Annotated in this window: 22 protein-coding genes; 13 read left to right on the forward strand and 9 right to left on the reverse strand. The window is 47.8% G+C overall.

Annotated elements, in window-relative coordinates; translation table 11 throughout:
- From K5677_RS12730 to K5677_RS12765, 8 genes are all read left to right on the forward strand, one after another.
- Window positions 1–1903: family 43 glycosylhydrolase (locus tag K5677_RS12730; RefSeq protein WP_296728676.1), on the forward strand; the 1903-nt coding region annotated here is incomplete at its 5' end.
- Window positions 1904–2123: 220 nt separating this feature from the next.
- Complete coding sequence (locus K5677_RS12735) at window positions 2124–2348, forward strand: hypothetical protein (RefSeq protein ID WP_296728679.1); 225 nt, start codon at window positions 2124–2126, stop codon at window positions 2346–2348.
- A gap of 19 nt (window positions 2349–2367) precedes the next feature.
- Window positions 2368–2610, forward strand: coding sequence for a hypothetical protein (locus tag K5677_RS12740; protein WP_296728682.1), 243 nt, complete (start codon window positions 2368–2370; stop codon window positions 2608–2610).
- A 204-nt stretch (window positions 2611–2814) separates the two neighbouring features.
- Window positions 2815–5577: a preprotein translocase subunit SecA gene (gene secA / locus K5677_RS12745; RefSeq protein ID WP_296728683.1), complete on the forward strand. Its 2763-nt coding sequence runs from the start codon at window positions 2815–2817 to the stop codon at window positions 5575–5577.
- Window positions 5578–5665: 88 nt separating this feature from the next.
- Window positions 5666–6655 carry a hypothetical protein gene (locus K5677_RS12750; protein WP_296728685.1) on the forward strand — a complete coding sequence of 330 codons (990 nt, stop codon included), beginning with the start codon at window positions 5666–5668 and terminating at the stop codon, window positions 6653–6655.
- A gap of 87 nt (window positions 6656–6742) precedes the next feature.
- On the forward strand, window positions 6743–7510 hold the full coding sequence (locus K5677_RS12755; RefSeq protein ID WP_296728686.1) for a class I SAM-dependent methyltransferase: 768 nt from the start codon (window positions 6743–6745) through the stop codon (window positions 7508–7510).
- Window positions 7511–7523: 13 nt separating this feature from the next.
- Window positions 7524–8396 (forward strand): Hsp33 family molecular chaperone HslO, encoded by an 873-nt coding sequence (gene hslO, locus K5677_RS12760; protein WP_296728689.1) that lies wholly within the window; start codon window positions 7524–7526, stop codon window positions 8394–8396.
- Window positions 8397–8399: 3 nt separating this feature from the next.
- On the forward strand, window positions 8400–9044 hold the full coding sequence (locus tag K5677_RS12765; RefSeq protein ID WP_296728690.1) for an HAD family hydrolase: 645 nt from the start codon (window positions 8400–8402) through the stop codon (window positions 9042–9044).
- A 218-nt stretch (window positions 9045–9262) separates the two neighbouring features.
- On the opposite strand, the gene K5677_RS12770 is transcribed toward K5677_RS12765, so the two are convergent.
- The 7 genes from K5677_RS12770 to K5677_RS12800 all read right to left on the reverse strand — a co-directional run bounded on the left by K5677_RS12770 (window position 9263) and on the right by K5677_RS12800 (window position 16489).
- Window positions 9263–11149, reverse strand: coding sequence for a dockerin type I repeat-containing protein (locus K5677_RS12770; RefSeq protein WP_296728693.1), 1887 nt, complete (start codon window positions 11147–11149; stop codon window positions 9263–9265).
- A gap of 10 nt (window positions 11150–11159) precedes the next feature.
- Window positions 11160–11501, reverse strand: a complete 342-nt coding sequence (locus K5677_RS12775) for a phenylpyruvate tautomerase MIF-related protein (RefSeq protein ID WP_296728695.1) — start codon at window positions 11499–11501, stop codon at window positions 11160–11162.
- 102 nt (window positions 11502–11603) lie between these two features.
- Complete coding sequence (locus tag K5677_RS12780) at window positions 11604–12884, reverse strand: methionine gamma-lyase family protein (protein WP_296728697.1); 1281 nt, start codon at window positions 12882–12884, stop codon at window positions 11604–11606.
- 194 nt (window positions 12885–13078) lie between these two features.
- Window positions 13079–14326, reverse strand: coding sequence for a GTPase HflX (hflX, locus tag K5677_RS12785; RefSeq protein ID WP_296728698.1), 1248 nt, complete (start codon window positions 14324–14326; stop codon window positions 13079–13081).
- Between the two features lie 13 nt (window positions 14327–14339).
- A complete protein-coding gene (locus K5677_RS12790) occupies window positions 14340–14648 on the reverse strand; it encodes a GIY-YIG nuclease family protein (protein ID WP_296728700.1) in 309 nt (102 codons plus the stop codon).
- 11 nt (window positions 14649–14659) lie between these two features.
- Window positions 14660–15136: a 2-C-methyl-D-erythritol 2,4-cyclodiphosphate synthase gene (gene ispF / locus K5677_RS12795; RefSeq protein ID WP_024860705.1), complete on the reverse strand. Its 477-nt coding sequence runs from the start codon at window positions 15134–15136 to the stop codon at window positions 14660–14662.
- A gap of 147 nt (window positions 15137–15283) precedes the next feature.
- Window positions 15284–16489 carry a cation:proton antiporter gene (locus K5677_RS12800; protein ID WP_296728704.1) on the reverse strand — a complete coding sequence of 402 codons (1206 nt, stop codon included), beginning with the start codon at window positions 16487–16489 and terminating at the stop codon, window positions 15284–15286.
- Window positions 16490–16837: 348 nt separating this feature from the next.
- Here K5677_RS12800 and rpsF point away from each other — a divergent pair, with 348 nt between their 5' ends.
- From rpsF to rpsR, 3 genes are read left to right on the forward strand one after another with little or no spacing between them, the layout of a single operon-like run.
- Window positions 16838–17134 (forward strand): 30S ribosomal protein S6, encoded by a 297-nt coding sequence (gene rpsF / locus K5677_RS12805; RefSeq protein ID WP_109727101.1) that lies wholly within the window; start codon window positions 16838–16840, stop codon window positions 17132–17134.
- 29 nt (window positions 17135–17163) lie between these two features.
- Window positions 17164–17682: a single-stranded DNA-binding protein gene (locus tag K5677_RS12810; protein WP_296728707.1), complete on the forward strand. Its 519-nt coding sequence runs from the start codon at window positions 17164–17166 to the stop codon at window positions 17680–17682.
- A 39-nt stretch (window positions 17683–17721) separates the two neighbouring features.
- Complete coding sequence (gene rpsR / locus K5677_RS12815; protein WP_019680929.1) at window positions 17722–17964, forward strand: 30S ribosomal protein S18; 243 nt, start codon at window positions 17722–17724, stop codon at window positions 17962–17964.
- 104 nt (window positions 17965–18068) lie between these two features.
- On the opposite strand, the gene K5677_RS12820 is transcribed toward rpsR, so the two are convergent.
- Window positions 18069–18287, reverse strand: a complete 219-nt coding sequence (locus K5677_RS12820; RefSeq protein WP_296728710.1) for a DUF378 domain-containing protein — start codon at window positions 18285–18287, stop codon at window positions 18069–18071.
- Between the two features lie 138 nt (window positions 18288–18425).
- Between K5677_RS12820 and K5677_RS12825 the strand changes: the two genes are divergently transcribed.
- A complete protein-coding gene (locus tag K5677_RS12825; protein ID WP_296728713.1) occupies window positions 18426–19073 on the forward strand; it encodes a nuclease-related domain-containing protein in 648 nt (215 codons plus the stop codon).
- A 23-nt stretch (window positions 19074–19096) separates the two neighbouring features.
- Complete coding sequence (locus K5677_RS12830) at window positions 19097–20737, forward strand: glycosyl hydrolase 53 family protein (RefSeq protein ID WP_296728715.1); 1641 nt, start codon at window positions 19097–19099, stop codon at window positions 20735–20737.
- A 38-nt stretch (window positions 20738–20775) separates the two neighbouring features.
- Here K5677_RS12830 and dapB read toward each other — a convergent pair whose 3' ends face one another.
- Complete coding sequence (gene dapB, locus K5677_RS12835; RefSeq protein ID WP_296728717.1) at window positions 20776–21525, reverse strand: 4-hydroxy-tetrahydrodipicolinate reductase; 750 nt, start codon at window positions 21523–21525, stop codon at window positions 20776–20778.
- Between the last annotated feature and the right edge of the window lie 118 nt (window positions 21526–21643).

The following is a 21643-nucleotide window of genomic DNA, read 5'->3' on the forward strand; positions in this document are numbered from 1 at the left end:
CTATAAGCTTCCCGAGGGCTCGGGATATATCCTCTATGTTGAGACGGAAGAGGGAACAAGTGATTTCAGCATTGACGAGGCTATCGTTGCCAAGGCTGGCGTAAAGATCGACGGTCCTGTTGTTACTACAACTACTACAACTGTACCTGTCACGACTGCGCCTCCTGTAGTACAGGACTCTAAGGCTGCATATGAAGCTAAGGTTTCCAAGTGGGGCGACGCTAACAACGACAATGAAACAGATATGAGCGATGTAGTTCTTATCATGCAGTCTCTTGCAAACCCAAATAAATATGCACTTAAAGAGCCGGGGCTCTATAATGCAGACGTTTTCGAGACAGGAAGCGGTATCACATCTAACGATGCGCTTTCGATACAGAAGTTCCTCTTGAACACAATTTCAGCCCTTCCTGAGAGCTGGTCAGACAGTCTCACTGTTACACAGCCCACAACACAGGCTACAACAACTACAACGACGATACCTGTCCAGCAGATAGATTTTTCAGCAATGGCTCAGAAATTCGGCAGTGTGAACCCTGCTAAATCATACAAAAACGATAACGAACACAATCCGCTGATCTCTCAGTATTTCGGCGCTGATCCCGGTGTTATGGAGTATAACGGCAGAGTTTATATCTACATGACAGACGATCATCTGCTCTATAACAACGGTCAGGTAACAAAAGAGACCTACAGCACTATCAACTGTCTGCGCTGCATTTCATCAGATGACCTCGTAAACTGGACAGACCACGGCCTTATCAATGTTGCAGGTCAGAACGGTATTGCAAAATGGGCAGGAAACTCATGGGCGCCAACTGCCTGCCACAAGAAGATCAACGGCAAGGAGAAGTTCTTCCTCTACTTTGCAAACAATGCAAACGGCATCGGCGTACTGACTTCCGACAGTCCCATCGGTCCGTGGTCCGATCCTAACGGCCGTGCAATGATAGACCGCAAGACCAACGGCGTCACAAATGTTCCGTGGGTATTCGATCCTGCGGTACTCGTTGATGATGACGGCAAGGGCTATCTCTACTTCGGCGGCGGTACAGACAATCTGCCGAAGGATCATCCGAAATCTGCCCGCTGCGTCGCTCTAAGCGATAATATGACATCTATCGTCGGCACACCTGTTACCATTGACGCACCGTATATGTTCGAGGACAGCGGGATCCATAAGTACAACGGCAAGTATTACTACAGCTACTGCACCAACTGGAGCACAGGCGGCAACCAGTACGGTCTTTCAACCGCTGCTATCGACTATATGGTTAGCGACAGCCCTCTCGGACCATTCACCTATAAGGGCGAGGTGTTCAAGAATATCGGCAACTTCTTCGGAACAACAGGAAATAATCACCACACTATCATGGAGTTCAAGGGACAGTGGTATCTGTTCTACCATGCACAGTATCTGCAGGACGTTATGAATCTGAAGGATATGGGCTACAGAAGCTCACATATCGACAAGATCACCATGAATTCCGACGGAACGATGCAGCAGGTCAAGGGTACAAAGACAGGTGTTTCACAGATCAAGGCATTTGATCCGTATACAACTTCACGTGCTGCTACATTCTCTCATCAGGGCGGTATCACTATAAGCGGAAGCGGTAATTCTACCGTAAGCGCAGAAAAAGGCAGCTGGTATCGCGTATCTAAGGCAGACTGCGGAGACGGTGCTGCAAGTCTGACGATAAAGGCTTCTTCCAAAAACGGCTGTATCGTAAAGGTATGCAAGGGCAGCGCTTCCGGTACTGCTGTTTCGTATGCAGAGATACCCGCAGGAAGCTCTATGCAGGAAATTACTGTTCCTGTTCAGGGACTCAGCGGCGAGCAGGACCTCTGCTTCGTATTCAACAATTCAGCTTCCGTTGACAGCTGGAAGCTCAACAAATAATGACACTGCGGCTCAGCCGTAAGGTTATTCAGTAAAACAAAGCTATAATGGCGGTGTGTAATGCACCGCCATTATTTTGATATAAGGTTTTCGGACGCAAAAGCAGTGACAAATGTCACTGAAAAAGTGACAAATGACATCTTGTGAATGCTCTGCATATATGATATTATCATATCAACATCAGATCTGAGTATTATACGACTAAAAAGAGGTGTTGGTAATGGAAGCATTGATCGTTTTATTGGGATTTATGGTGTTTACGGTAATATTGTGGATAATAATTGCAGAAACGGACAGAAAAAGCAAAACAAAAAATCTGATCTTTATGATAATAGCAGCAGTGCTCCTATTAGTCGTTGTTTTTGCCATGAGTGAGGTGTTTGCATTTCTGGCTTTTCTTGAATCATGTAATAACTGTGTAACAGAGGTCGGCAGAATAGGATAAGGTGAAAGGAGCAGATAATATGCTGTTTATTGTAATAACCATCGTGATAATCGGGATATGGGTGAGCCTTGCATTTATTGATACCTCATCAACTGCCGCAGAAGATAAGGAAAAATTCAAAAAAGCAGCTAAAATAGTGCTCATCATACTTGCAGTGCTGATAGCAGGGATATTGCTCATCCTGAATTCCTTAGCCAATGCGGCGGCAGATATGTTTTCTTCCTGCTGTGAGACTGCGGAGGGAGTGGGAAGAATTGGCTGACCAAAACAGCCGGTATTTTCCGCAAATGCGTAAAAATAGCCCAACCTGAGAGGGCTGAACAGTCTTTTTTGTGTAAATAGCGGACTTTGTCCGCTATTTATATTATGGGTATTGACAAACAATGTCGTTTGATGTAAAATATATTATGTCTATTTATATGATTTATCAGACTTACACTATAATAAGTAAAGGCGGAAAGCAAAAATGGGTTTATTCAAAAACATTTTTGGTTCAAACGCTTACTCAAACCGTGAGCTCAAGCGTATCGAACCTATTAAAAATAAAGTCCTCGATCTTGACGAGGAGTATCAGGCACTCTCCGACGCAGAGCTCAAGGGCAAGACCGCTGAATTCAAGGAAAGACTGGAGGACGGCGAGACTCTCGATGATATCCTCCCCGAGGCTCTTGCTACCGTAAGAGAAGCTGCTTGGCGTGTACTTGAGAAAAAGCCTTATCCCGTACAGATAATCGGTGCTATCGTTCTTCATCAGGGACGTATCGCCGAGATGAAGACAGGTGAAGGTAAAACTCTCGTTGCCTGCGTAGCTTCTTACCTTAACGCTCTTTCGGGACTTGGCGTTCACGTCGTTACTGTAAACGACTACCTCGCTAAGACACAGGCAGAGGAAATGGGCAAGGTGCTCCGCTGGCTGGGACTTACAGTCGGCTGTATCCTCCACGGACTCAACAATGACCAGCGCCGTGCAGCATATAACTGCGATGTAACCTACGCTACAAATAACGAGCTGGGCTTTGATTACCTCCGTGACAACATGGTAACACACAAGGAAGAGCGCGTTCAGCGAGCTCCTAACTTCGCTATCGTGGACGAGGTAGACTCTATCCTCATCGACGAGGCTCGTACTCCGCTTATCATTTCGGGACGCGGAGATAAGTCAACAGACCTCTATGCTATTGTTGACCGCTTTGCAAAGACTCTTACAGCTACTACCGTAGTTGAAATGGACGACAAGGTGGATCAGGACGCTATCAACGATACCGCTGACTATATCATCGACGAAAAAGCCAAGACCGCTACTATCACACAGCGCGGCGTTAAGAAGGCTGAGCAGGCGTTCAGAGTAGAGAACCTTATGGATTCAGAGAATATGACGCTCCTCCACCACATCAATCAGGCTATCAAGGCTAACGGCGTTATGAAGAACGATATCGACTACGTTGTCAAGGACGGCGAGATCATTATCGTTGACGAGTTCACAGGCCGTCTTATGATGGGACGTCGTTTCAACGACGGTCTCCACCAGGCTATCGAGGCTAAGGAAGGCGTTAAGATAAAGAGCGAGTCAAAGACTCTGGCTACTATCACCTTCCAGAACTTCTTCCGTCTTTACACAAAGCTCTCAGGTATGACAGGTACTGCCATGACCGAAGAGGACGAGTTCAAGGAGATATACAAGCTCGACGTTATCGCTATACCGACTAACAAGCCTGTTATCCGTATCGACCATAACGATCAGGTATATACAACAGAAAAGGGCAAGTATGCCGCTATCATCGAGAAGATAAAGGAGTGTCACGACAAGGGACAGCCTATCCTCGTTGGTACTGTTTCTATCGAAAAGTCCGAGCTCCTCTCCGCTATGCTCAAGAGAAAGGGCATCAAGCACGAGGTACTCAACGCCAAGCAGCACGCTAAGGAAGCTGAGATAGTTGCTCAGGCAGGTAAGTACGGCGCTGTTACTATCGCAACCAACATGGCAGGACGTGGTACCGATATCATGCTGGGCGGTAACGCTGAGTTCCTTGCAAGAGCAGAGCTGAGAAAGCGCGAGATACCTGAGGAGATAATCACCGAGGCTATCGGCTTCGCTGATACAGACGTACAGGAAGTTATCGAAGCAAGAAAGCTCTACCGTGAGCTTTATGATAAATTCAACGCAGAGGTAAAGGAAAAGGCTGTTGCAGTCAAGGAAGCAGGCGGACTTTATATCCTCGGTACAGAGCGCCACGAGTCACGCCGTATCGACAACCAGCTCCGCGGACGTTCAGGACGTCAGGGTGACGAGGGCGAAAGCTGCTTCTTCCTCTCGATCGAGGATAACCTCATGCGTATCTTCGCAGGCGACCGCCTCGAAAACCTTATGAAGACTCTCAACGTTGACGAGAATACTCCTATCGAGAGCAAGATGCTCACAAAGATAATCGAGTCCTCACAGAAGAAGGTCGAGGGACAGAACTTCAGCATAAGAAAGAACGTCCTCAACTACGACGACGTTATGAATACACAGCGTGAGATAATCTACAAGCAGAGAGCTCAGGTCCTCGACGGCGAGGATCTCCACGAGAGCATTCTCAAGATGATGGAGGATCTTATCAGCTCTACTGTTGATACCTACCTCGTTGACGACGAGGTCAAGGACGACTGGAACATTGTCGGACTCAAAGAGCACTTCCTCGGCTGGCTCATCGGTCCTGAGGACCTCACATTCACTGATGAGGAGCTTCAGGAGGTATCCAAGGAGGATATCGTAAACGCTCTCAGCACCAAGGCAGGCGAGATATATCAGGCTAAGGAAGAGGAATACGGCTCAGAGATCATGCGTGAGCTCGAAAGAGTTATCCTCCTCAAGGTCGTTGATACAAAGTGGATGGCTCACATCGACGACATGGAAGAGCTCAAGAAGGGTATCGGACTCCGTTCATACGGTCAGAAGAACCCTGTTATCGAGTACCGTTACGAGGGCTTTGAGATGTTCGACGCTATGGTCGAGGCTATCCGTGAGGATACTATCCGTATGCTCCTTACTGTCAAGCTCCAGAGAAACGAAGCTCCCGAGCGTGAGCAGGTGGCTAAGCCTGACGCTCCTAACGCAGGAGCAGGCGACGGCAGCTTCTCCGACGAGCCTGTACGCGCAAAGAAGATCGGCGATAATGATCCATGCCCATGCGGAAGCGGCAAGAAGTATAAAAAATGCTGCAAGGCTAAGGATATGGAAAGCAAGTGATACCATTACCGAGAGGGGGCGGCTATCGCCCCTTTCGGCATGAAAGGCTTTTTTTAAAGAGAAAGAAAGGTTTTATGAGGTGACATTAATGAAAAAGTATATTCTTCCCGTTGTTCTTCTCACGCTGTTGGCGGGCTGCGGCAAGGTCAAGGTCTCTGAGGTCGACAGCCATATCGAGATAGTTTCTGGAACGGCTTCCTCCACAATCAAGGAGGTCACAACATCTGAGACTGAGACAACTACAGAGCGCGGCGATAAAAAGACCACCACTACTAAAAAAGCAGGTGAAAAGATATCGGGAACGACTACTACTGCTGCTAAGGCATCAGGGCGTGTAGTCACAAGAGCTTCGGGCGGAAACAGCGTAATACACGGAACCACAAGGATCGTTCCTACAGCTCCGAGATCTACTTCCAGAACCACTACCTCTGCGACTTCGACTCAGCAGCCTTCTACACAGCCTGCTACATTCGATCCTAAGGACTATAGCTCACTGACATTCGATTTCAAGAGCGACAAGCCCGATAAGCTTGAGGTTATCCGTCCCTACAGCGACGGCAGGAGCCATTCCTGTCAGACTCTCATCATCGATACCTCTGAGATAAAGGAAAAACTTGAAAAGAATTCAAACAAGACTATCAATGATTTCATTGAAAAGATAGATCTTGACGGCGACGGCTATCCCGACCTCTTTGTAAAGGAAAAGGAAGACGAGCTGAATACATCAGGCAAGTACTTCAGATATGATCCCGATAAGGGCAAGTATGACGATTGGGATGAACTCAATGCTCTTAAATATGAAATAAAGAAGGATTCGGCTTCTAACCGCCTTATCGTTCTCGACAAGAAAGAGGACAAGATAGAGTATGAGAAGAAGTCATATGAGTGGAACTCACAGAACGCGCTTGTGCTCAGAGAATATATCCACCAGTATACCGCAAGTAACGGGGATATCCTCATCGACTACATCAACTATGATGCAAGCGGTGCTGAGGTATCAAGAGAAACTCGTGACAGCGAGGGTAATCTCATAGGCGAAAATACTCAGCCTACATCAGAAGAGCAAAATGAAGAATAATTATCTGCACTTCGGCTTTGCTGAATAACAGAAGCGGGCTGCGCCGGTATGGTGCAGCCCTTTATTTGACAATAAGGAGATATTGTTATGAGCAGATACAGTGCGTTTGCGCGGTACTATGACGAGCTTACAGCGAATATTGACTATAAAAAGCGCGGAGAATACTTCCACAGCATTATCAAGCGCTTCAAGACTACAAGGGATAATATTCTCCTTGACCTTGCCTGCGGTACAGGCAGTATCTCAGAGGTTATGGCAGGGCTTGGCTATGATGTCATAGGCGTGGATTACTCAGAGGAAATGCTGAGTATCGCTATGAACAAGAAATTTGAAAGCGGACTTGATATACAGTATATCTGCCAGGATATGCGTGAGCTGGATATGTACGGCACCGTAGATGTGACTGTATGCGCTCTTGACAGTATCAATCACCTTGCAGGTCTTGACGACGTAAAAAAGGTGTTTGAGAGCGTGGCAATGTTCTCAGAGAAGGACGGGCTTTTTATTTTTGATGTGAACACTCCCTACAAGCACCGCGAAGTACTGGCAAACAATACCTTTACCTATGAGACAGAAAACGTCTACTGCGTATGGGAGAACACTCTTGACGAGGATACTCTTGAAGTCAGCATGGATCTGGAATTTTTCGAGCTTGAAGATAACGGGCTGTACTCACGAAGCTCAGATACCCTTTCAGAGAGGGCATTCAGCGAGGCTGATATTGAGAGGCTTCTTGACGAGTGCGGTTTTGAGGTGCTGGGTAAGTACGGCGACGATACATTTGAGCTGCCGAAAGCTGATTCACAGCGTATAGTCTACGCCGCAAGGTGTATCAGAAACGGACAGAAAAACTGAAAGGATAAGGAAAATGGGTAATTTATACAGGGCAATATCAGCAGACGGCTCAGCCTTTGCGGCTGTTCTTGATGCTAAGGATATAGTTTCAGAGATAGAGCGTATACACAAGACCTCTGCTGTCATCACAGCAGGACTTGGAAGACTTACAATAGCCGCTTCACTTATGGGCTATATGCTCAAGGGCGAGGAGGACAGCGTTACTCTCCGCGTGGACGGCGGCGGTCCCTCGGGACAGCTTGTGGCTGTTGCCGACAGTATGGGAAACGTAAAGAGCTGTGTGAACAATCCCGTTGTTGAGCTGCCGCTTAATGCGCAGGGCAAGCTTGACGTAGGCGGTGCAGTGGGCAGGGACGGTACGCTGTCCGTTGTCAAGGATATGGGGCTGAAAGAGCCCTATGTGGGCGTTATCCCCCTTGTTTCGGGCGAAATAGCAGAGGATATCGCAAGCTATTACGCCACAAGCGAGCAGATACCCACAGTTTGCAGTCTCGGAGTTCTTGTGAATCCTGACCTTACAGTAAAGGCAGCAGGCGGCTTTCTTGTACAGCTCCTGCCCTTTGCTGATGAAAAGTGCATAGACATTATCGAGAAAAATGTGGCTAAGATACGTCCGATATCAGCTATGCTTGACGAGGGCATAGCTCCCGAGGAGATAGCAAATATGCTCCTTGAGTGGGTAGAGCCGAATGAGCTTGACACATCTCACCCTGTATACAAGTGCGACTGCAGCCGCGAGCGTACAGAGAGAGTACTCATAAGTATCGGTAAGGACGAGCTGAAGTCCATAGCGGACGAGGGTAAGGATACAGCGGTAAGCTGTCATTTTTGCGGTAAGGAGTACGTTTTTACTCCCGACGAGATAAGAAAGCTGATAGGTGAATGAGCAATGACAACAGCGATTTTTGACCTTGACGGAACTCTTGCCGACACTATCTGCGACCTCGGTGATGCAGTGAATTACGGACTGGAAAAGCTGGGCTGTCCCACCCATGACTATGAGAGCTACAAGCAAATGGTGGGAAACGGCGCAAAAAAGCTGTGCGAAAGAGCGCTTCCCGATGACAAAAAGGACAATGCAGGGGAGCTTCACAGGCTTTTCAAGGAATATTATTCCAAGCATTATCTTGACAAGACAATGCTGTATAACGGCATCAAGGAGACTCTGGAGAAGCTTCAGAGCAGGGGAGTGGTCCTTGCAGTTGCCACAAATAAGCCCGAGGACGTCGCAAGGGAGATAGTAGGGAAGTTTCTTCCCGATATAGATTTTGTGAAGGTTCTCGGCGGCGTGGACTACAGACCGACAAAGCCTGACAGTGCTATACTTGTTGAGATATTCGCGGCTCTGCCCGATGTGGAGAACCGTGTATACATGATTGGTGACAGCAATGTGGACGTTCAGACGGCGAAAAACGCTGGTATAGAAAGTATCGGCTGTGTATGGGGATTCCGCGGACGTGCCGAGCTGGAAGCCGAGGGTGCGGACTACATTGCGGAAAATCCCGAGGACATTGTAAAAATCATATTAGCATAATAACGGGATTCCAAAGGGACTGTGTTCCTTTGGCAGAGTCCAGAGGCAGCGCCTCTGGTGGGGAGTGGGGCAAAGCCCCACAGTTACAAAGCGCTTCGCAAGGGTGAATTAAAAAAACAGTCCAGTGGACTGTTTTTTTAAGAGGGACGCCTTGCAAGTGAAGGCGTCCCTTAATGTGATATTAAAAAAAGCCGCTGCAATTGCAGCGGCTTTGCTGTTTATTTCTCAGGTTCAAGAGTTGTCACCTTATGGAGCAGATACTCCTGTATGCGCAGGGCGTCATTTGCGGTGATACCTGCGCTGGAGCGGTCAACATCAGCGTTCCCTGCACCCTTTTCCGTCATGTGCTTGCTGTCAGTGCCCTCTAATCCGAATTTGTTGGGATTTGCAAGGTACTGCATTATAAGCACAACATCGGACATATCCACAGTACCGTCGCAGTTGGCGTCGCCATAGACTGACTGTACAGCTGAGACCTTGACAGTATATGTGCTTATCATTGTCGCAGTATCAAGTACGTAGTCAATATCCTCATCGGAGAATGTATATTTGCCGTCTGCCGACGTGAATTTACCAAAGGAATAGGATTTCGAGCTCTTTGGTATTGCAGGTACGACAATGAAAGGATTGTACTTAGCGGTCTTTATCTCATAGACCGTGTCGGATTCATGACCGTTATCATATACCACAGTCAGTGCTGCTGTAAAGCTGCCGTCATTTATGAGCTTGCCTGTTGCCTTGTCGACCACATAGAACAGGCATGAACCTGTAGAGATCTGAGGTTCGGCTCTTTTGGTGAGCTTGATAGTGTAGTTTATGGTGTGGTTTGCATCGTCTTTTTCGATAACAACGTCATTTTCACTGTAGGTGTAGTAGATATGATGACTCATGCTTCTAATCTCAAGGTCATAATCTGTTACATTGGTCAGGTTTCCGGGAGTGAGAGTAACAGGATTTTCGCTCTCTGTGCTGAATGTAGAGGTGCTTGAACGCTTTTCGCCGTTGTTATACGTCATATTCCATGCGATTATGAAGCTTGCATCGTCTATGGGTTCACCTGTCTCCTTATCGACTGCCTTCATGACGTATTTTTTCTGCACAGAAGGTGTCGGGATAGTTGAGGTCGTAGTGGTTGTTATGTCAGAAGTCACAGTAACGGTAGTAGTTGTTGTGGTTGTCTCCTGCTTTTCCTCTATGGGAGCCATGCTTGGAACACCGTCGCCCCACCAGTCCCAGCGGTCGGGAGTACGGTACTTATTGATAGCCTCTCCGTTGGCAGATGTCCATGTGAAAACGTTGTCGTAGAGATGTCCCTCATTGTAGTAGAACTGAGCCATTGCACAGATCTCATCGGCGTATGTGGCATAAGCGCCTTCGTCCTCAGCCTTTGTACACCAGCCTGTGTTGAAGCCCTTGAGGCTGTTGCGCACTACCTGATAGTCGTGCATATCCTGCTCATTTATGCATATCTCCGCAAAGTGGAGTATCTTTCTGATACCCATATGATTTGAGATGATACAGTCATAGAAGTTTGACTTGGTAAAGGAATACTGGAACATTTCGGGAACATTGTCCTCGGGCATGAACTTTGGATCGCAGTCCGCAAAAGCCGTAACAGCGGTCTGCAAAGTGCCGTATGCATGGGCAGAGTTTACTCCCCAGCCGTCCTCATAGGCGGTTTCATGGTCTGAGCCTATCTTGCCCTCGCCCAGGGTGGACTCTCTTGAGCCGAGGCCGAGGAACAGCGCATACATCTTTTCACGGTCTGTTTGTCCCAGACGTGTGGAGATAAGGTCCCAGTGCTCGTCAATTTCCTTGTAAAGGGCATATTTTACCTCCTGAACTGTCATTTTGTGGTTTATAGCGCGTATCTCAGCTTCAGAAGCGTCCGCAGGAGTATTTCTTTCACCGAAATTCAGAGGATTGCCAACACCCTCATTCTGAACGTCCCTTGAAGTATCATGGAGGGGAGCGCAGGTCTCTCCTGCGAAGCACCATTCGTCAGCAGAAGCGTAAAAGCCCTTGTCGCCGATATTGGCTATAGTGAGCGAAGATGTGCATATTACAGCCGCGGTGAGAAGTCCGCAAATTTTAGTCAGTTTCATTTACATCACCTCAGAAGTTTGAGCCGTTCCAGCCCCAGTCGTTGGTACTGGTGTACTTAACGTACACGCGGTCGGACGGGATACCGATATTGTCTGTGAGAATACCTGTGATATGGCTTGTGAGGGTGGTCAGTGCGTTTGAAGAAGCGCTTCCGAAAATGGATACCTCCACCATAGCGGCAGGAGCGCTTTCACCCTTGAACCACAGGTCGTACTCAGGCTCGATGCCCACCATGAGCCAGCCCTCTGACTTGCCGGGAATAGCGGTGATAGCGCGTCCCATAGCGGATTTGATGCTTGTTTTCTGCTCCTCGGAAACAGAAACATTAGTCTTGACATTGATAAATGGCATAATTTTTCCTCCTCATTGATTTATAATGCGGAATCAGGGATTCCGATTTTTATTTAATGGTTTCTGCGTTAAATTATGATCGATCAGAAAAGCTGAAAGGATTTAGAGCTTAATAAGTCCCTCTGAAAGCATTTCCTGAGCCGCAAGCATTACACCCAGCTTACCGCTTGTGTAGGTAATACCGCCCTGCATCCATACAGCGTATGGCTCGCGGAGGGGAGCATCTGCGGACAGCTCGATGGAAGCGCCGTTGGTGAAAGCACCAGCCGCCATGATGACCTGACTTGAATAGCCCGGCATATCCCAGGGCTCCGGAGTTACAAATGAGTCTATGGGAGCGCCCTTCTGTATTCCGCGGCAGAATGCGCAGAGATGTTCCTCGTCACCCAGCTTTACGGCAGTGATTATATCTCCTCTTGGCTCGTCCTTGCGCGGAGAGCACTCAAAGCCGAGAAGTGTGAACAGCTCACTTGCAAAGGTGCAGGTCTTGACTGCGTTTGCCACAACATCGGGAGCGAAGAATATTCCCATGAGCATTTCGCGGTTCATGCCGAGAGTACAGCCGACCTCCTTGCCCATGCCCACGCAGGTAAGACGATAGGAGCAGAGCTCCACAAGGTCTGCTCTGCCTGCGATATATCCGCCTGTACGGGCGATACCGCCGCCTGCGTTCTTGATGAGTGAGCCTATGATAACGTCAGCACCTACAGCAGTAGGCTCTCTGTCCTCCACGAATTCGCCGTAGCAGTTGTCCACCATGATGATGACATCGGGATTGCCTTTTTTGGCGGCATTTATCATCTTCTCAATATCGGCAATAGTGAAAGCTCCGCGGAGGGAATAGCCGCGTGAGCGCTGTATGTAAGCCACTTTAGCGTCCTTTACAGCTTCGGTTATCTCGTCCAGCTTGGGAGTACCGTCCTCATTCAGGTCTACCTGTCCGTAATTTACGCCGTAGTCCATGAGAGAGCCGTTGCCCTTAGTGCCGCTGATACCGATAACTTCTTCAAGAGTGTCATACGGCTTGCCTGTTATGGAAACTATCTTGTCGCCTGTTCGGAGAACTCCGAAAAGTGCAACAGACAGGGCATGAGTGCCCGAAACGAAGTTGAAGCGCACCAGAGCGTCCTCAGCACCGAGAGCCTGAGCGAATACCTTGTCGATGACCTCGCGTCCCATATCGCCGTAGCCGTAGCCTGTAGAGCCGTAGAAGCAGGGCTCGCTGACCTTGTTATCGGAAAATGCTTTAAGCACTTTTGCGCCGCAGTACTCAGCATTAGCGTCTATTTTTGCAAAGGCTTCGGCGCAGTTTTTTTCTGCCTGAGCGGCGAGCTCGGCGAGTCTGTTGTCGAAGCCGTAAATTTCATTTATTTTGCTGTTCATTTGTTATCCTTTCTTGTAAATCAAAATTTAATGATGTAGGGGCGCACAATGTGCGCCCGCAAACATACACATCAATTTTGACACGGGCGAACAATGTTCGCCCCTACAATACCAATTTTTCGGGACGCCAAAGGCGTTAAATTATGATTTATTGTATATTTAGATTATATCGTTTTTATTAAGCTGTGTCAACCTCAGACCCTGTAATTTTCCGCCTCTTTTATCAGCTTAATGTCCACAAGGGCGTCGATAAGTGTTCCGTTTTCAGCGTACTCCTCTGAGAATATCTTTCCGTCCTGACGTATCTTGCCGAGAAATGCTCCCTTATCGTAGGGGATAAGGAGCTTCATGCGCTTTGCGGTCTCAGGAAGGTTTTTCATTATACATTCAAGGAGCTTATCAAAGCCCGTGCGCTCCTTTGCACTTATCATAACAGTGGTGTCGTCCTCGAATACCGTATCCGTGAACGGTGCCGCGTCAGCCTTGTTCATGACGTATATCTGAGGTATCCCTTCGCAGCCAAGCTCACTGAGCAGGCTTGCTGTGACCTCTGCCTGCTCTTTTATCTCTGGTGATGAAAGGTCCTGTACATTGAGGATAATATCCGCAGCCGCAGCTTCTTCAAGTGTGGATTTGAATGCCTCGACCAGATTGTGGGGAAGTCTCCTGATAAGTCCTACCGTATCTATGAGCATGACGCTTCTGCCGTCGGGGAGCTCTATAGAACGTGAGGTTATATCCAGTGTTGCAAAGAGCTTGTTTTCCGCAAGAACTCCTGCATCGGTAAGGGCGTTCAGCAGAGTGGACTTTCCTACATTTGTATAGCCGACTATAGCCGCGCAGAGAACACCATCTTTTTTTCGGCGAGAACGTGAGAAATTACGGTGCTTTTTAAGCTCATCAAGCTCAGCCTCAAGGTAGCTGATACGCTTGCGGATATGGCGCTTATCGGTCTCAAGCTTTGTTTCTCCGGGACCTCTTGTACCGATACCGCCGCCCAGTCTCGAAAGGGCAGTACCCATACCCGTAAGACGGGGGAGCCTGTATTTCTGCTGGGCAAGCTCTACCTGCAATTTACCTTCTTTTGTTCGGGCGCGCTGAGCGAAAATATCAAGTATCAGCGTAGTCCTGTCGATAACTCGGACGTCCAGAATCTCCTCGATATTACGCACCTGAACTCCCGTGAGCTCGTGGTCGAAGATGACCAGCTCAGCGCCGAGGGCTTCAAGCTGATCCTTTAGCTCTTCAAGTCTGCCTGCACCCATACAGGTAGCAGGATCGTAGGTGGGACGTCTCTGGATTATTGAGCCAACCACCTCGGCGTTTGCGGTGGCTGCCAGCTCTTCAAGCTCGCCTATGGAGACCTCGGCGTCAAATTCTCCTGTATCCACGCAGGCGAGGACTGCTTTTACGGGAAGGTCGTCGGTCTTGTTTTCGTACATATGGTACTCCTTTTCAGATGATCTCTCGGCAGTAAAACTCTGTGTTTTCGTCGCTTATCAGCTCAGAAAAGCAGGTATTGTCTGCAATAAGCCGAAGCTTCTGTGCTTTTTTGAGATGCTTTATGCGGTATTCCAGCTTTGAGGCGAGACTTCTGCTGCCGCAGCTCCAGAGAGCTTCAAGTGACTTGAATTGGTGAGAGCGTGTGAACTTTGCGCCTTTGGGCGTTTTGCGCTCATGCTCGTCCATTCGTCGGTCAACGTCGGTAGTTATGCCAGTATACAGCAGGTCGCCCTCGCATTTTATGATGTAAACGTAGTACATCTGCGGATATTTCAGGCTTTGCACATGAGTGCGACAGCGTGGGCGGACATACCCAGCTTTTCGCCTGTGAATCCGAGGTGCTCCTCAGTGGTAGCCTTAACGCTTATCTGTGACACGTCACAGCCGCATACCTTAGCGATATTTTCACGCATAGCCATGATGTGTGGAGCGAGTTTCGGAGCCTGAGCAATGATAGTTGCGTCGATATTGCCTATTTCCCAGCCCTCTGCTCTTATCCTGCGGCAAACCTCAGCCATGAGCTTCATGCTGTCGGCGTCCTTGAAGCTGTCGTCGTTGTCGGGGAAGAGGTGACCGATGTCGCCCATAGCGAGAGCGCCCAGCATGGCGTCCATTATGGCGTGGACAAGAACGTCAGCGTCCGAGTGACCGAGAAGCCCCGTAACGTGTGGTATCTCGATGCCGCCGAGTATGAGCTTTCTGCCCTCCACCAGCTTGTGAACGTCATAACCGTGACCTATTCTGAACATATTATTCTCCTTTCGTAAATCATAATTTAACGCCTTTGGCGTCCCGAAAAATTGGTATTGTAGGGGCGAACATTGTTCGCCCGTGTCAAAATTGATGTGTATGTTTGCGGGCGCACATTGTGCGCCCCTACATCATTAAATTTTGATTTATTTCCCTGCCTTTACAGCTGCTTTTTCTGTATCGTCTTGTGATCTGCCGAAAAGCAGCTTCAAAATTATCGGCGTAACTATACTTGATACGATAATGAGCAGTATTACTGCGGTAAAATAGGACGAGTCGATTATGCCAAGTCCAAGTCCCTTGTTTGTGATGATAAGGGCTACCTCGCCTCTTGTCATCATGCCTGCGCCTATCTTCAGGCAGTCGAGCCAGCTGTATCTGAAGCACTTTGAAACCAGTCCGCAGCCGATGACTTTGCTGAGCATAGCTACCAGAACAAAGCCTATTGAGAACACTATCATGCTGGAGTCAACGGTTTTAAGGTCGGTTTCAAGACCGATACCTACAAAAAACATAGGTGCAAAGAACATATATCCGTTGATATTTACTCGGCGGTCTATGTATTCGGCGTCGCGGACGTTGCAGAGGATTATTCCTGCGATATATGCGCCTGTTATGTCGGCGATGCCGAAGTACTTTTCGGCGATATATGCCATTATAAAGCAGAGAGTGATCGCAATTATAGGTATTCTTCTTGTATGAGCGTGTCTGTCATCGTAGAACTTGAATACCTTGTAGATGATAAAGCCTATCACAAGCGACAATACAAGGAAAAGCAGTATCTTTCCCGTAACGAGGAGAGTATTGCTGTTGGGGTCCTTGAAGCCGAGAACAAAGGTGAGGACGATAATGCCGATAACGTCGTCTATGATAGCGGCACTGAGTATGGTCTGTCCAACTCGGCTGTTGAGCTTGCCCATTTCCTTGAGCACCTCAACGGTTATGCCAACTGATGTAGCTGTCATGATACAGCCTATGAACACTGCCTTGAAGAATTCGTCAGAGCCGAATTCAGAAAAGCCGTAAACGCACATATACAGCAGGCTTCCGCCGATCAGCGGCACTAAAACTCCCACGCAGGCGATAAGGAACGCCGCAAATCCCGATTTTTTCATTTCCTGAAGGTTCGTTTCGAGTCCTGCCGAGAACATAATGAGTATAACGCCTATCTCAGCCATTTGCTTGATAAAGGGAGTAGGCTCCACCCAGCCCAGCAGACAGGGACCGATAAGCAGTCCGGCGACTATCTCACCTACGACCATAGGAGCTTTCAGCCGTCTTGCAAGAAGACCTGCACCCTTTGCGCATATGAAAATTATCGCAAGGTCTTTGAGTATCTCATAGGTTTCCATTCATATTCATATCCTTTCGTAAATAAAGGGAGCATCATGGCTCCCATATACATCTATTATACTATGGAGCTGGTCAGTTGTCAACTTTTATTGATGTACCAGCTGAATCTTTGATCTGATATTTCGTCTGAACTTCATGTTCTGATTGAGGATACATTATTTACTGCGCCAAAGTCTCATAAATGCGCGAATATATCTGTACAAAGCGGAACGATTCGTTTTTTTGGAAAAAGTGCTTGACAAGTACAGAATGAAATGATATAATATTTGAGTATCTTGTGTAAACAGGTACTATTATCCTTGCCCGCAGTGAGTTGTCGGGCATGATCCCAGAAGGAGGTGTGCTAAATGGCAAAGGTATCCGCTAAGTATGAAGTAATGGTTGTTTTCAGCCTCAAGAACGGCGAAGAGCCTATGAAGGCTCTCGTAGAGAAGTTCAAGGAGAGAATCGAGCGTCACGCCGAAGCTGTTGAAGTCAACGAGGATTGGGGTAAGCGCAAGCTTGCATATCCTATCGAGGACGAGACAGAGGGCTACTATGTGATCTACACATTCCAGTCACAGCCTGATTATCCTGCTGAGCTTTCAAGACGTCTCAACATCACAGACGGCGTTCTTCGTTCACTCGTAACAGTTGTTGAATAATTCTACTTCATTATTTAGGAGGCGCTCAGATGAATAAGGTTATATTAATGGGCAGACTTACTGCTGATCCCGAGCTCAGACAGACTCAGAGCGGTGTCGCTTCTTGCAGATTCACTGTTGCAGTCAACAGAAATTTCGTTGACAAGCAGAGCGGTGAGAGACAGGCTGATTTCATCACCTGTATTGCATGGAGACAGACTGCCGAGTTTGTAACGAGATATTTCAATAAAGGAAGCATGATCTGTGTTGAGGGTACTCTCAGAACGGGAAGCTATCAGGACAGAAATCACAGTGATGTAACTCATTATACTACAGATGTTTATGTAGATAATGTTGAATTCACAGGCTCCAAGAGGGAATCAGGCGGCAATGGCGGCGGTTATAATAACGGCGGCTATAATAACGCCCCACAGAATAACTATAATAACAATTATTCTGCTCCTCCTCAGCAGGCAGCTCCGCAGCAGCCCGCAGCTAATGACAGTATGTCTTACGGCAACCTCAGCGATTTCGAGGAAATACTCAGCGACGGCGACGTTCCGTTCTGAGTAAACTAACTTTACTTTATTACGATAGGAGGAAAAGTCATGGAAAAGGAAAGAAATTCCCGTCCTGCGAAGAAGCCACGCAAGAAGGTTTGTATGTTCTGTGCTGACAGAATCGAGAAGATCGATTATAAGGATCTCGCTAAGCTCAGAAAGTGCATGACCGAGAGAGCTAAGATTCTTCCAAGACGTGTAACAGGCACTTGCGCTTACCATCAGCGTGAGCTCACAGTTGCTATCAAGAGAGCAAGACACATCGCTCTGCTTCCTTATATCAGCGACTAATTCATAAATTCAAGGGAGGCATTAAGCCTCCCTTTTTGCATATTCAGATCTTTTGACAATATGTATCCGCTCCTTACGGCATCGTTAAAGGAGCGTGTTCAGGTCTATCGGTCGATATTCTGAACGGCGAGCTCCTCGTCCTTTCGGAAGAGAAGGGATATACACCATACTGCCGAAATCGCTACGAGAATGTAGACGGCACGGCTGATGACGCTTCCTGCGCCGCCGAAAAGCCAGCCCACCATATCAAACTCGAAAATACCGACCAATCCCCAGTTTATTCCTCCGATTATCAGAAGAATAAGAGCTAATTTGTCCCACATATTGAGAACACCTCTTTGTTCGGGAATTACGGCGCTTATGCGCCGACGACCACTGATTTCGGCTTGTGCCGTGTTTCAGCGGTACAAAGCTATTATCGCCGCTTATCCCGTGATTATTCATTTTTGAAGGAGAAAATTATGGTTTTTGAAAATATTGCTTTATTTGACTTTGACAAAAAAACGTGGATTCTCATCGCCGCCGCAGCTATCGCTGCATTGCTGCTCATTCTCTATATATGCGTTCATTTCAGCAAGGGCAGGCGCAAGGGCAGAGCTGCTGAGCGAAAGGTTGGCAAATTTATTAAAAAACTGGGAAAAAAGGACCACATAAGGATAATCAACAACGCCTATCTGCCTCTTTACAACAAAGCCTGCGAGGTTGACCACCTTGTTTTCGGACGCTTCGGAGTTCTTATTGTGGAGACTAAGGGTATCTCGGGCAAGGTAACAGGCAGCGGCAAGAACCTTACCCATACCATAGGCAGCCAGACTCATAAGCTCTATAATCCACAGATGCAGAACAAGACACATATCGATAATGTTATACATCACCTGAAAAAAGGCGGCTTCGACAAGGTGCCTGTTACGGGAGCTGTTGTTTTTTCTGCAAATGACATCGAGTTTCCCTCTGAGATAGGCACAGACCTCAAGGGGCTTGAACAGCTCTACGGCTCTCTTAAAGACGCAGGCTGCAATCAGGACGTGCTGTATAACTATTTCAGCGATATGCAGGTGCGAAACCCGTTAAAAAAGGCGTGGATCAAAACACGCAAGAAAAATGACTGATACGGTACAGAAAGGAGTTTATCATGAAGATCAAAAGAATGATCGCACTGGCAGCGGCAGCTCTCATAGCCTTTCCCTCGGCACTTCATACAGATATTGCTCCCTCACAGACAGCTGAGGCAGCAAGCATCAGCTCGGTGACGTTCAATAATTTTGACAGCAGGATCAACGGCGGAGAGCCTATCCGAGGTGTCGATGTATCCTCGATAATCTCCCTTGAGGAGGCTGGAGTGAAGTTCTATGGCGACAATGGTCAGGAACAGGATATATTCCAGACTCTTGCAGAACACGGCGTAAACTATATCCGTGTCAGGATATGGAACGAACCCCACGACGACAGCGGCAACAGCTACGGCGGCGGTCACTCTGATCTTGAAACTGCCGCTAAGATAGGCAAGCGCGCTGCTGACCACGGAATGAAGCTCCTTGCGGATATACAGTATTCCGACTTCTGGGCTGATCCTGCAAAGCAGACTCGTCCGAAGTACTGGCAGCCCCACAGCCACGACAAGCTCAAAGGAGAGATATACAACTGGACATCATGGGTAGTGAAGTATCTTACCGAAAACGGCAGCGACATCGGTATGGTCCAGATAGGCAACGAGACAAACTGTTTCTTCTGCGATGAAAAGGATATGAATAAGATATGTGACTTGTTTGCAAGCGGTGAAAAGGCTGTACGCGATTATGACAGGAATATCCTTATCGCTCATCACTTTGCAAATCCGGGAAGCGGCCACTTCGACTGGTATGCACAGGTAATGAACGAGTGCAGGCTGGATTACGATGTTTTTGCTTGCTCTTACTATTCATACTGGCACGGCTCCCTTGACAATATGCAGAAGGTTCTGACAGGCATCGGCAACAAGTACAACAAGTACGTCATGGTGGTCGAGACTGCCTACCCTTACACCGATAATGACGGTGATAACTTCGGAAATACCGTTACTTCAAGCTCAAAGGACGTTGACCTCAGATATGATATCTCAGTGGACGGACAGGCTAAGGCGATAACCGACGTTTTTCAGACTGTTGCAAACTGCAGCGGACACGGTATCGGCGTATTCTACTGGGAGCCTGCATGGCTGGGAGTTCCTGACATCTCATGGCAGCAGCAGAAGCAGCTCTGGGATAAGTACGGCAGCGGCTGGGCAACCTCCTACGCAAAGGGCTATGATAAGGACGTTACAGAGTCAGGCGGTTCTTCCTTTGATAATCAGGCGCTTTTCGACTTTCACGGCAAGCCGCTGGAGTCTCTGGACGTATTTCTGGACATATATCCTCAGAAAAAGCCTGTTGTAACTACCACAACTACAACTACAACTACAACGACAACGACTACGACCACCACCACAACTACAACAACATCAACAACGACAACAACAACTACTGCTGCCACAACGACTACTGTTACAACTACTACAATGCCAACACAGACTGTAACCGAGGTACGCGGTGATATAAACCATGACGGTGTTATTGACAGCTTTGACCTTATTGCGTTCAGAAAAATCGTTTTGACCGATAAAAAGCCGTTGGAGCATTATGATTTCAACTCTGACGGAGAAGTCGGAATTGCCGATCTTGTGAAGCTCCAGAGATTTATACTGGGCTATAAGGACGATGATTTTACGATGATCACGTTTACTACCTGGAATACATGAAAAAATCCCCCTCATATTAAGAGGGGGATAACTTTTTATCATACCATTTGTGACATATCGTAGAGACCTGCTGTCTTATCCTTGAGGAACACTGCTGCATTTACAGCTCCCTCGGCAAATACCATCTTTGAAGCAGCCGAGTGGGAAAGGGTGATGACCTCGTCATTTCCTGCGAAGATAATGTCATGTTCGCCCACGATAGTGCCGCCGCGGATAGAGTGCATACCTATCTCAGTCTTTTCACGTTTCTGACGGCGTGAATGGCGGTCGTAAACATAGTGCTTTGAGTTATCAAGTGTCTCATTGATAGCGTTTGCAAGCATTATTGCAGTACCGCTGGGAGCGTCTATCTTCTGGTTATGGTGCTTTTCAACTATCTCGATGTCAAACTGGTCGCCCAGTACGGAAGCAGCCTTCTTGGCAAGCTCAACAAGGAGATTGATACCCAGTGACATATTGAATGTAAAGAATACAGGTATCTGCTGTGCAGCGGACTTTATCTTGCTTATCTGAGCGTCGCTGTAGCCTGTAGAGCCGATAACAAGTGGAGTACCTGTTGACAGACAGTATTCAAGAAGTCCGTCCAGAAGAGCAGGATTTGAGAAATCTATGATAACGTCGGGCTTCACGGGGAGCTGTGCAGGAGTCTCAACGATAGGGAAGTCTGCATACTGCTCGGTGTAGATATCAACGCCTGCAACTACTTCGCAGTCCTCGCGCTCCTTGATGCAGCTGTAAATGTTTTTGCCCATTTTTCCGTTAGCGCCGCAAATAGCGATATTGGTCATTTTTCTTTCTCCTTTACTTTAAAATATAATTCCGTATATAATGTAGGGGAGCCCGCCCTCGGGCTCCCGCGAAATATCTTAGAATATCGTGGGAGGGCGAGGGCGCCCTCCCCTACAA

It is taken from the genome of Ruminococcus sp. (assembly GCF_024684275.1).

Excerpts from the sequence above, each read along its gene's own strand:
- K5677_RS12735 (WP_296728679.1), top strand. The coding sequence starts at position 2,124 with ATGGAAGCATTGATCGTTTTATTGGGATTTATGGTGTTTACGGTAATA.
- K5677_RS12740 (WP_296728682.1), top strand. The coding sequence starts at position 2,368 with ATGCTGTTTATTGTAATAACCATCGTGATAATCGGGATATGGGTGAGC.
- secA (WP_296728683.1), top strand. The coding sequence starts at position 2,815 with ATGGGTTTATTCAAAAACATTTTTGGTTCAAACGCTTACTCAAACCGT.
- K5677_RS12750 (WP_296728685.1), top strand. The coding sequence starts at position 5,666 with ATGAAAAAGTATATTCTTCCCGTTGTTCTTCTCACGCTGTTGGCGGGC.
- K5677_RS12755 (WP_296728686.1), top strand. The coding sequence starts at position 6,743 with ATGAGCAGATACAGTGCGTTTGCGCGGTACTATGACGAGCTTACAGCG.
- hslO (WP_296728689.1), top strand. The coding sequence starts at position 7,524 with ATGGGTAATTTATACAGGGCAATATCAGCAGACGGCTCAGCCTTTGCG.
- K5677_RS12765 (WP_296728690.1), top strand. The coding sequence starts at position 8,400 with ATGACAACAGCGATTTTTGACCTTGACGGAACTCTTGCCGACACTATC.
- K5677_RS12770 (WP_296728693.1), bottom strand. The coding sequence starts at position 11,149 with ATGAAACTGACTAAAATTTGCGGACTTCTCACCGCGGCTGTAATATGC.
- K5677_RS12775 (WP_296728695.1), bottom strand. The coding sequence starts at position 11,501 with ATGCCATTTATCAATGTCAAGACTAATGTTTCTGTTTCCGAGGAGCAG.
- K5677_RS12780 (WP_296728697.1), bottom strand. The coding sequence starts at position 12,884 with ATGAACAGCAAAATAAATGAAATTTACGGCTTCGACAACAGACTCGCC.
- hflX (WP_296728698.1), bottom strand. The coding sequence starts at position 14,326 with ATGTACGAAAACAAGACCGACGACCTTCCCGTAAAAGCAGTCCTCGCC.
- K5677_RS12790 (WP_296728700.1), bottom strand. The coding sequence starts at position 14,648 with ATGTACTACGTTTACATCATAAAATGCGAGGGCGACCTGCTGTATACT.
- ispF (WP_024860705.1), bottom strand. The coding sequence starts at position 15,136 with ATGTTCAGAATAGGTCACGGTTATGACGTTCACAAGCTGGTGGAGGGC.
- K5677_RS12800 (WP_296728704.1), bottom strand. The coding sequence starts at position 16,489 with ATGGAAACCTATGAGATACTCAAAGACCTTGCGATAATTTTCATATGC.
- rpsF (WP_109727101.1), top strand. The coding sequence starts at position 16,838 with ATGGCAAAGGTATCCGCTAAGTATGAAGTAATGGTTGTTTTCAGCCTC.
- K5677_RS12810 (WP_296728707.1), top strand. The coding sequence starts at position 17,164 with ATGAATAAGGTTATATTAATGGGCAGACTTACTGCTGATCCCGAGCTC.
- rpsR (WP_019680929.1), top strand. The coding sequence starts at position 17,722 with ATGGAAAAGGAAAGAAATTCCCGTCCTGCGAAGAAGCCACGCAAGAAG.
- K5677_RS12820 (WP_296728710.1), bottom strand. The coding sequence starts at position 18,287 with ATGTGGGACAAATTAGCTCTTATTCTTCTGATAATCGGAGGAATAAAC.
- K5677_RS12825 (WP_296728713.1), top strand. The coding sequence starts at position 18,426 with ATGGTTTTTGAAAATATTGCTTTATTTGACTTTGACAAAAAAACGTGG.
- K5677_RS12830 (WP_296728715.1), top strand. The coding sequence starts at position 19,097 with ATGAAGATCAAAAGAATGATCGCACTGGCAGCGGCAGCTCTCATAGCC.
- dapB (WP_296728717.1), bottom strand. The coding sequence starts at position 21,525 with ATGACCAATATCGCTATTTGCGGCGCTAACGGAAAAATGGGCAAAAAC.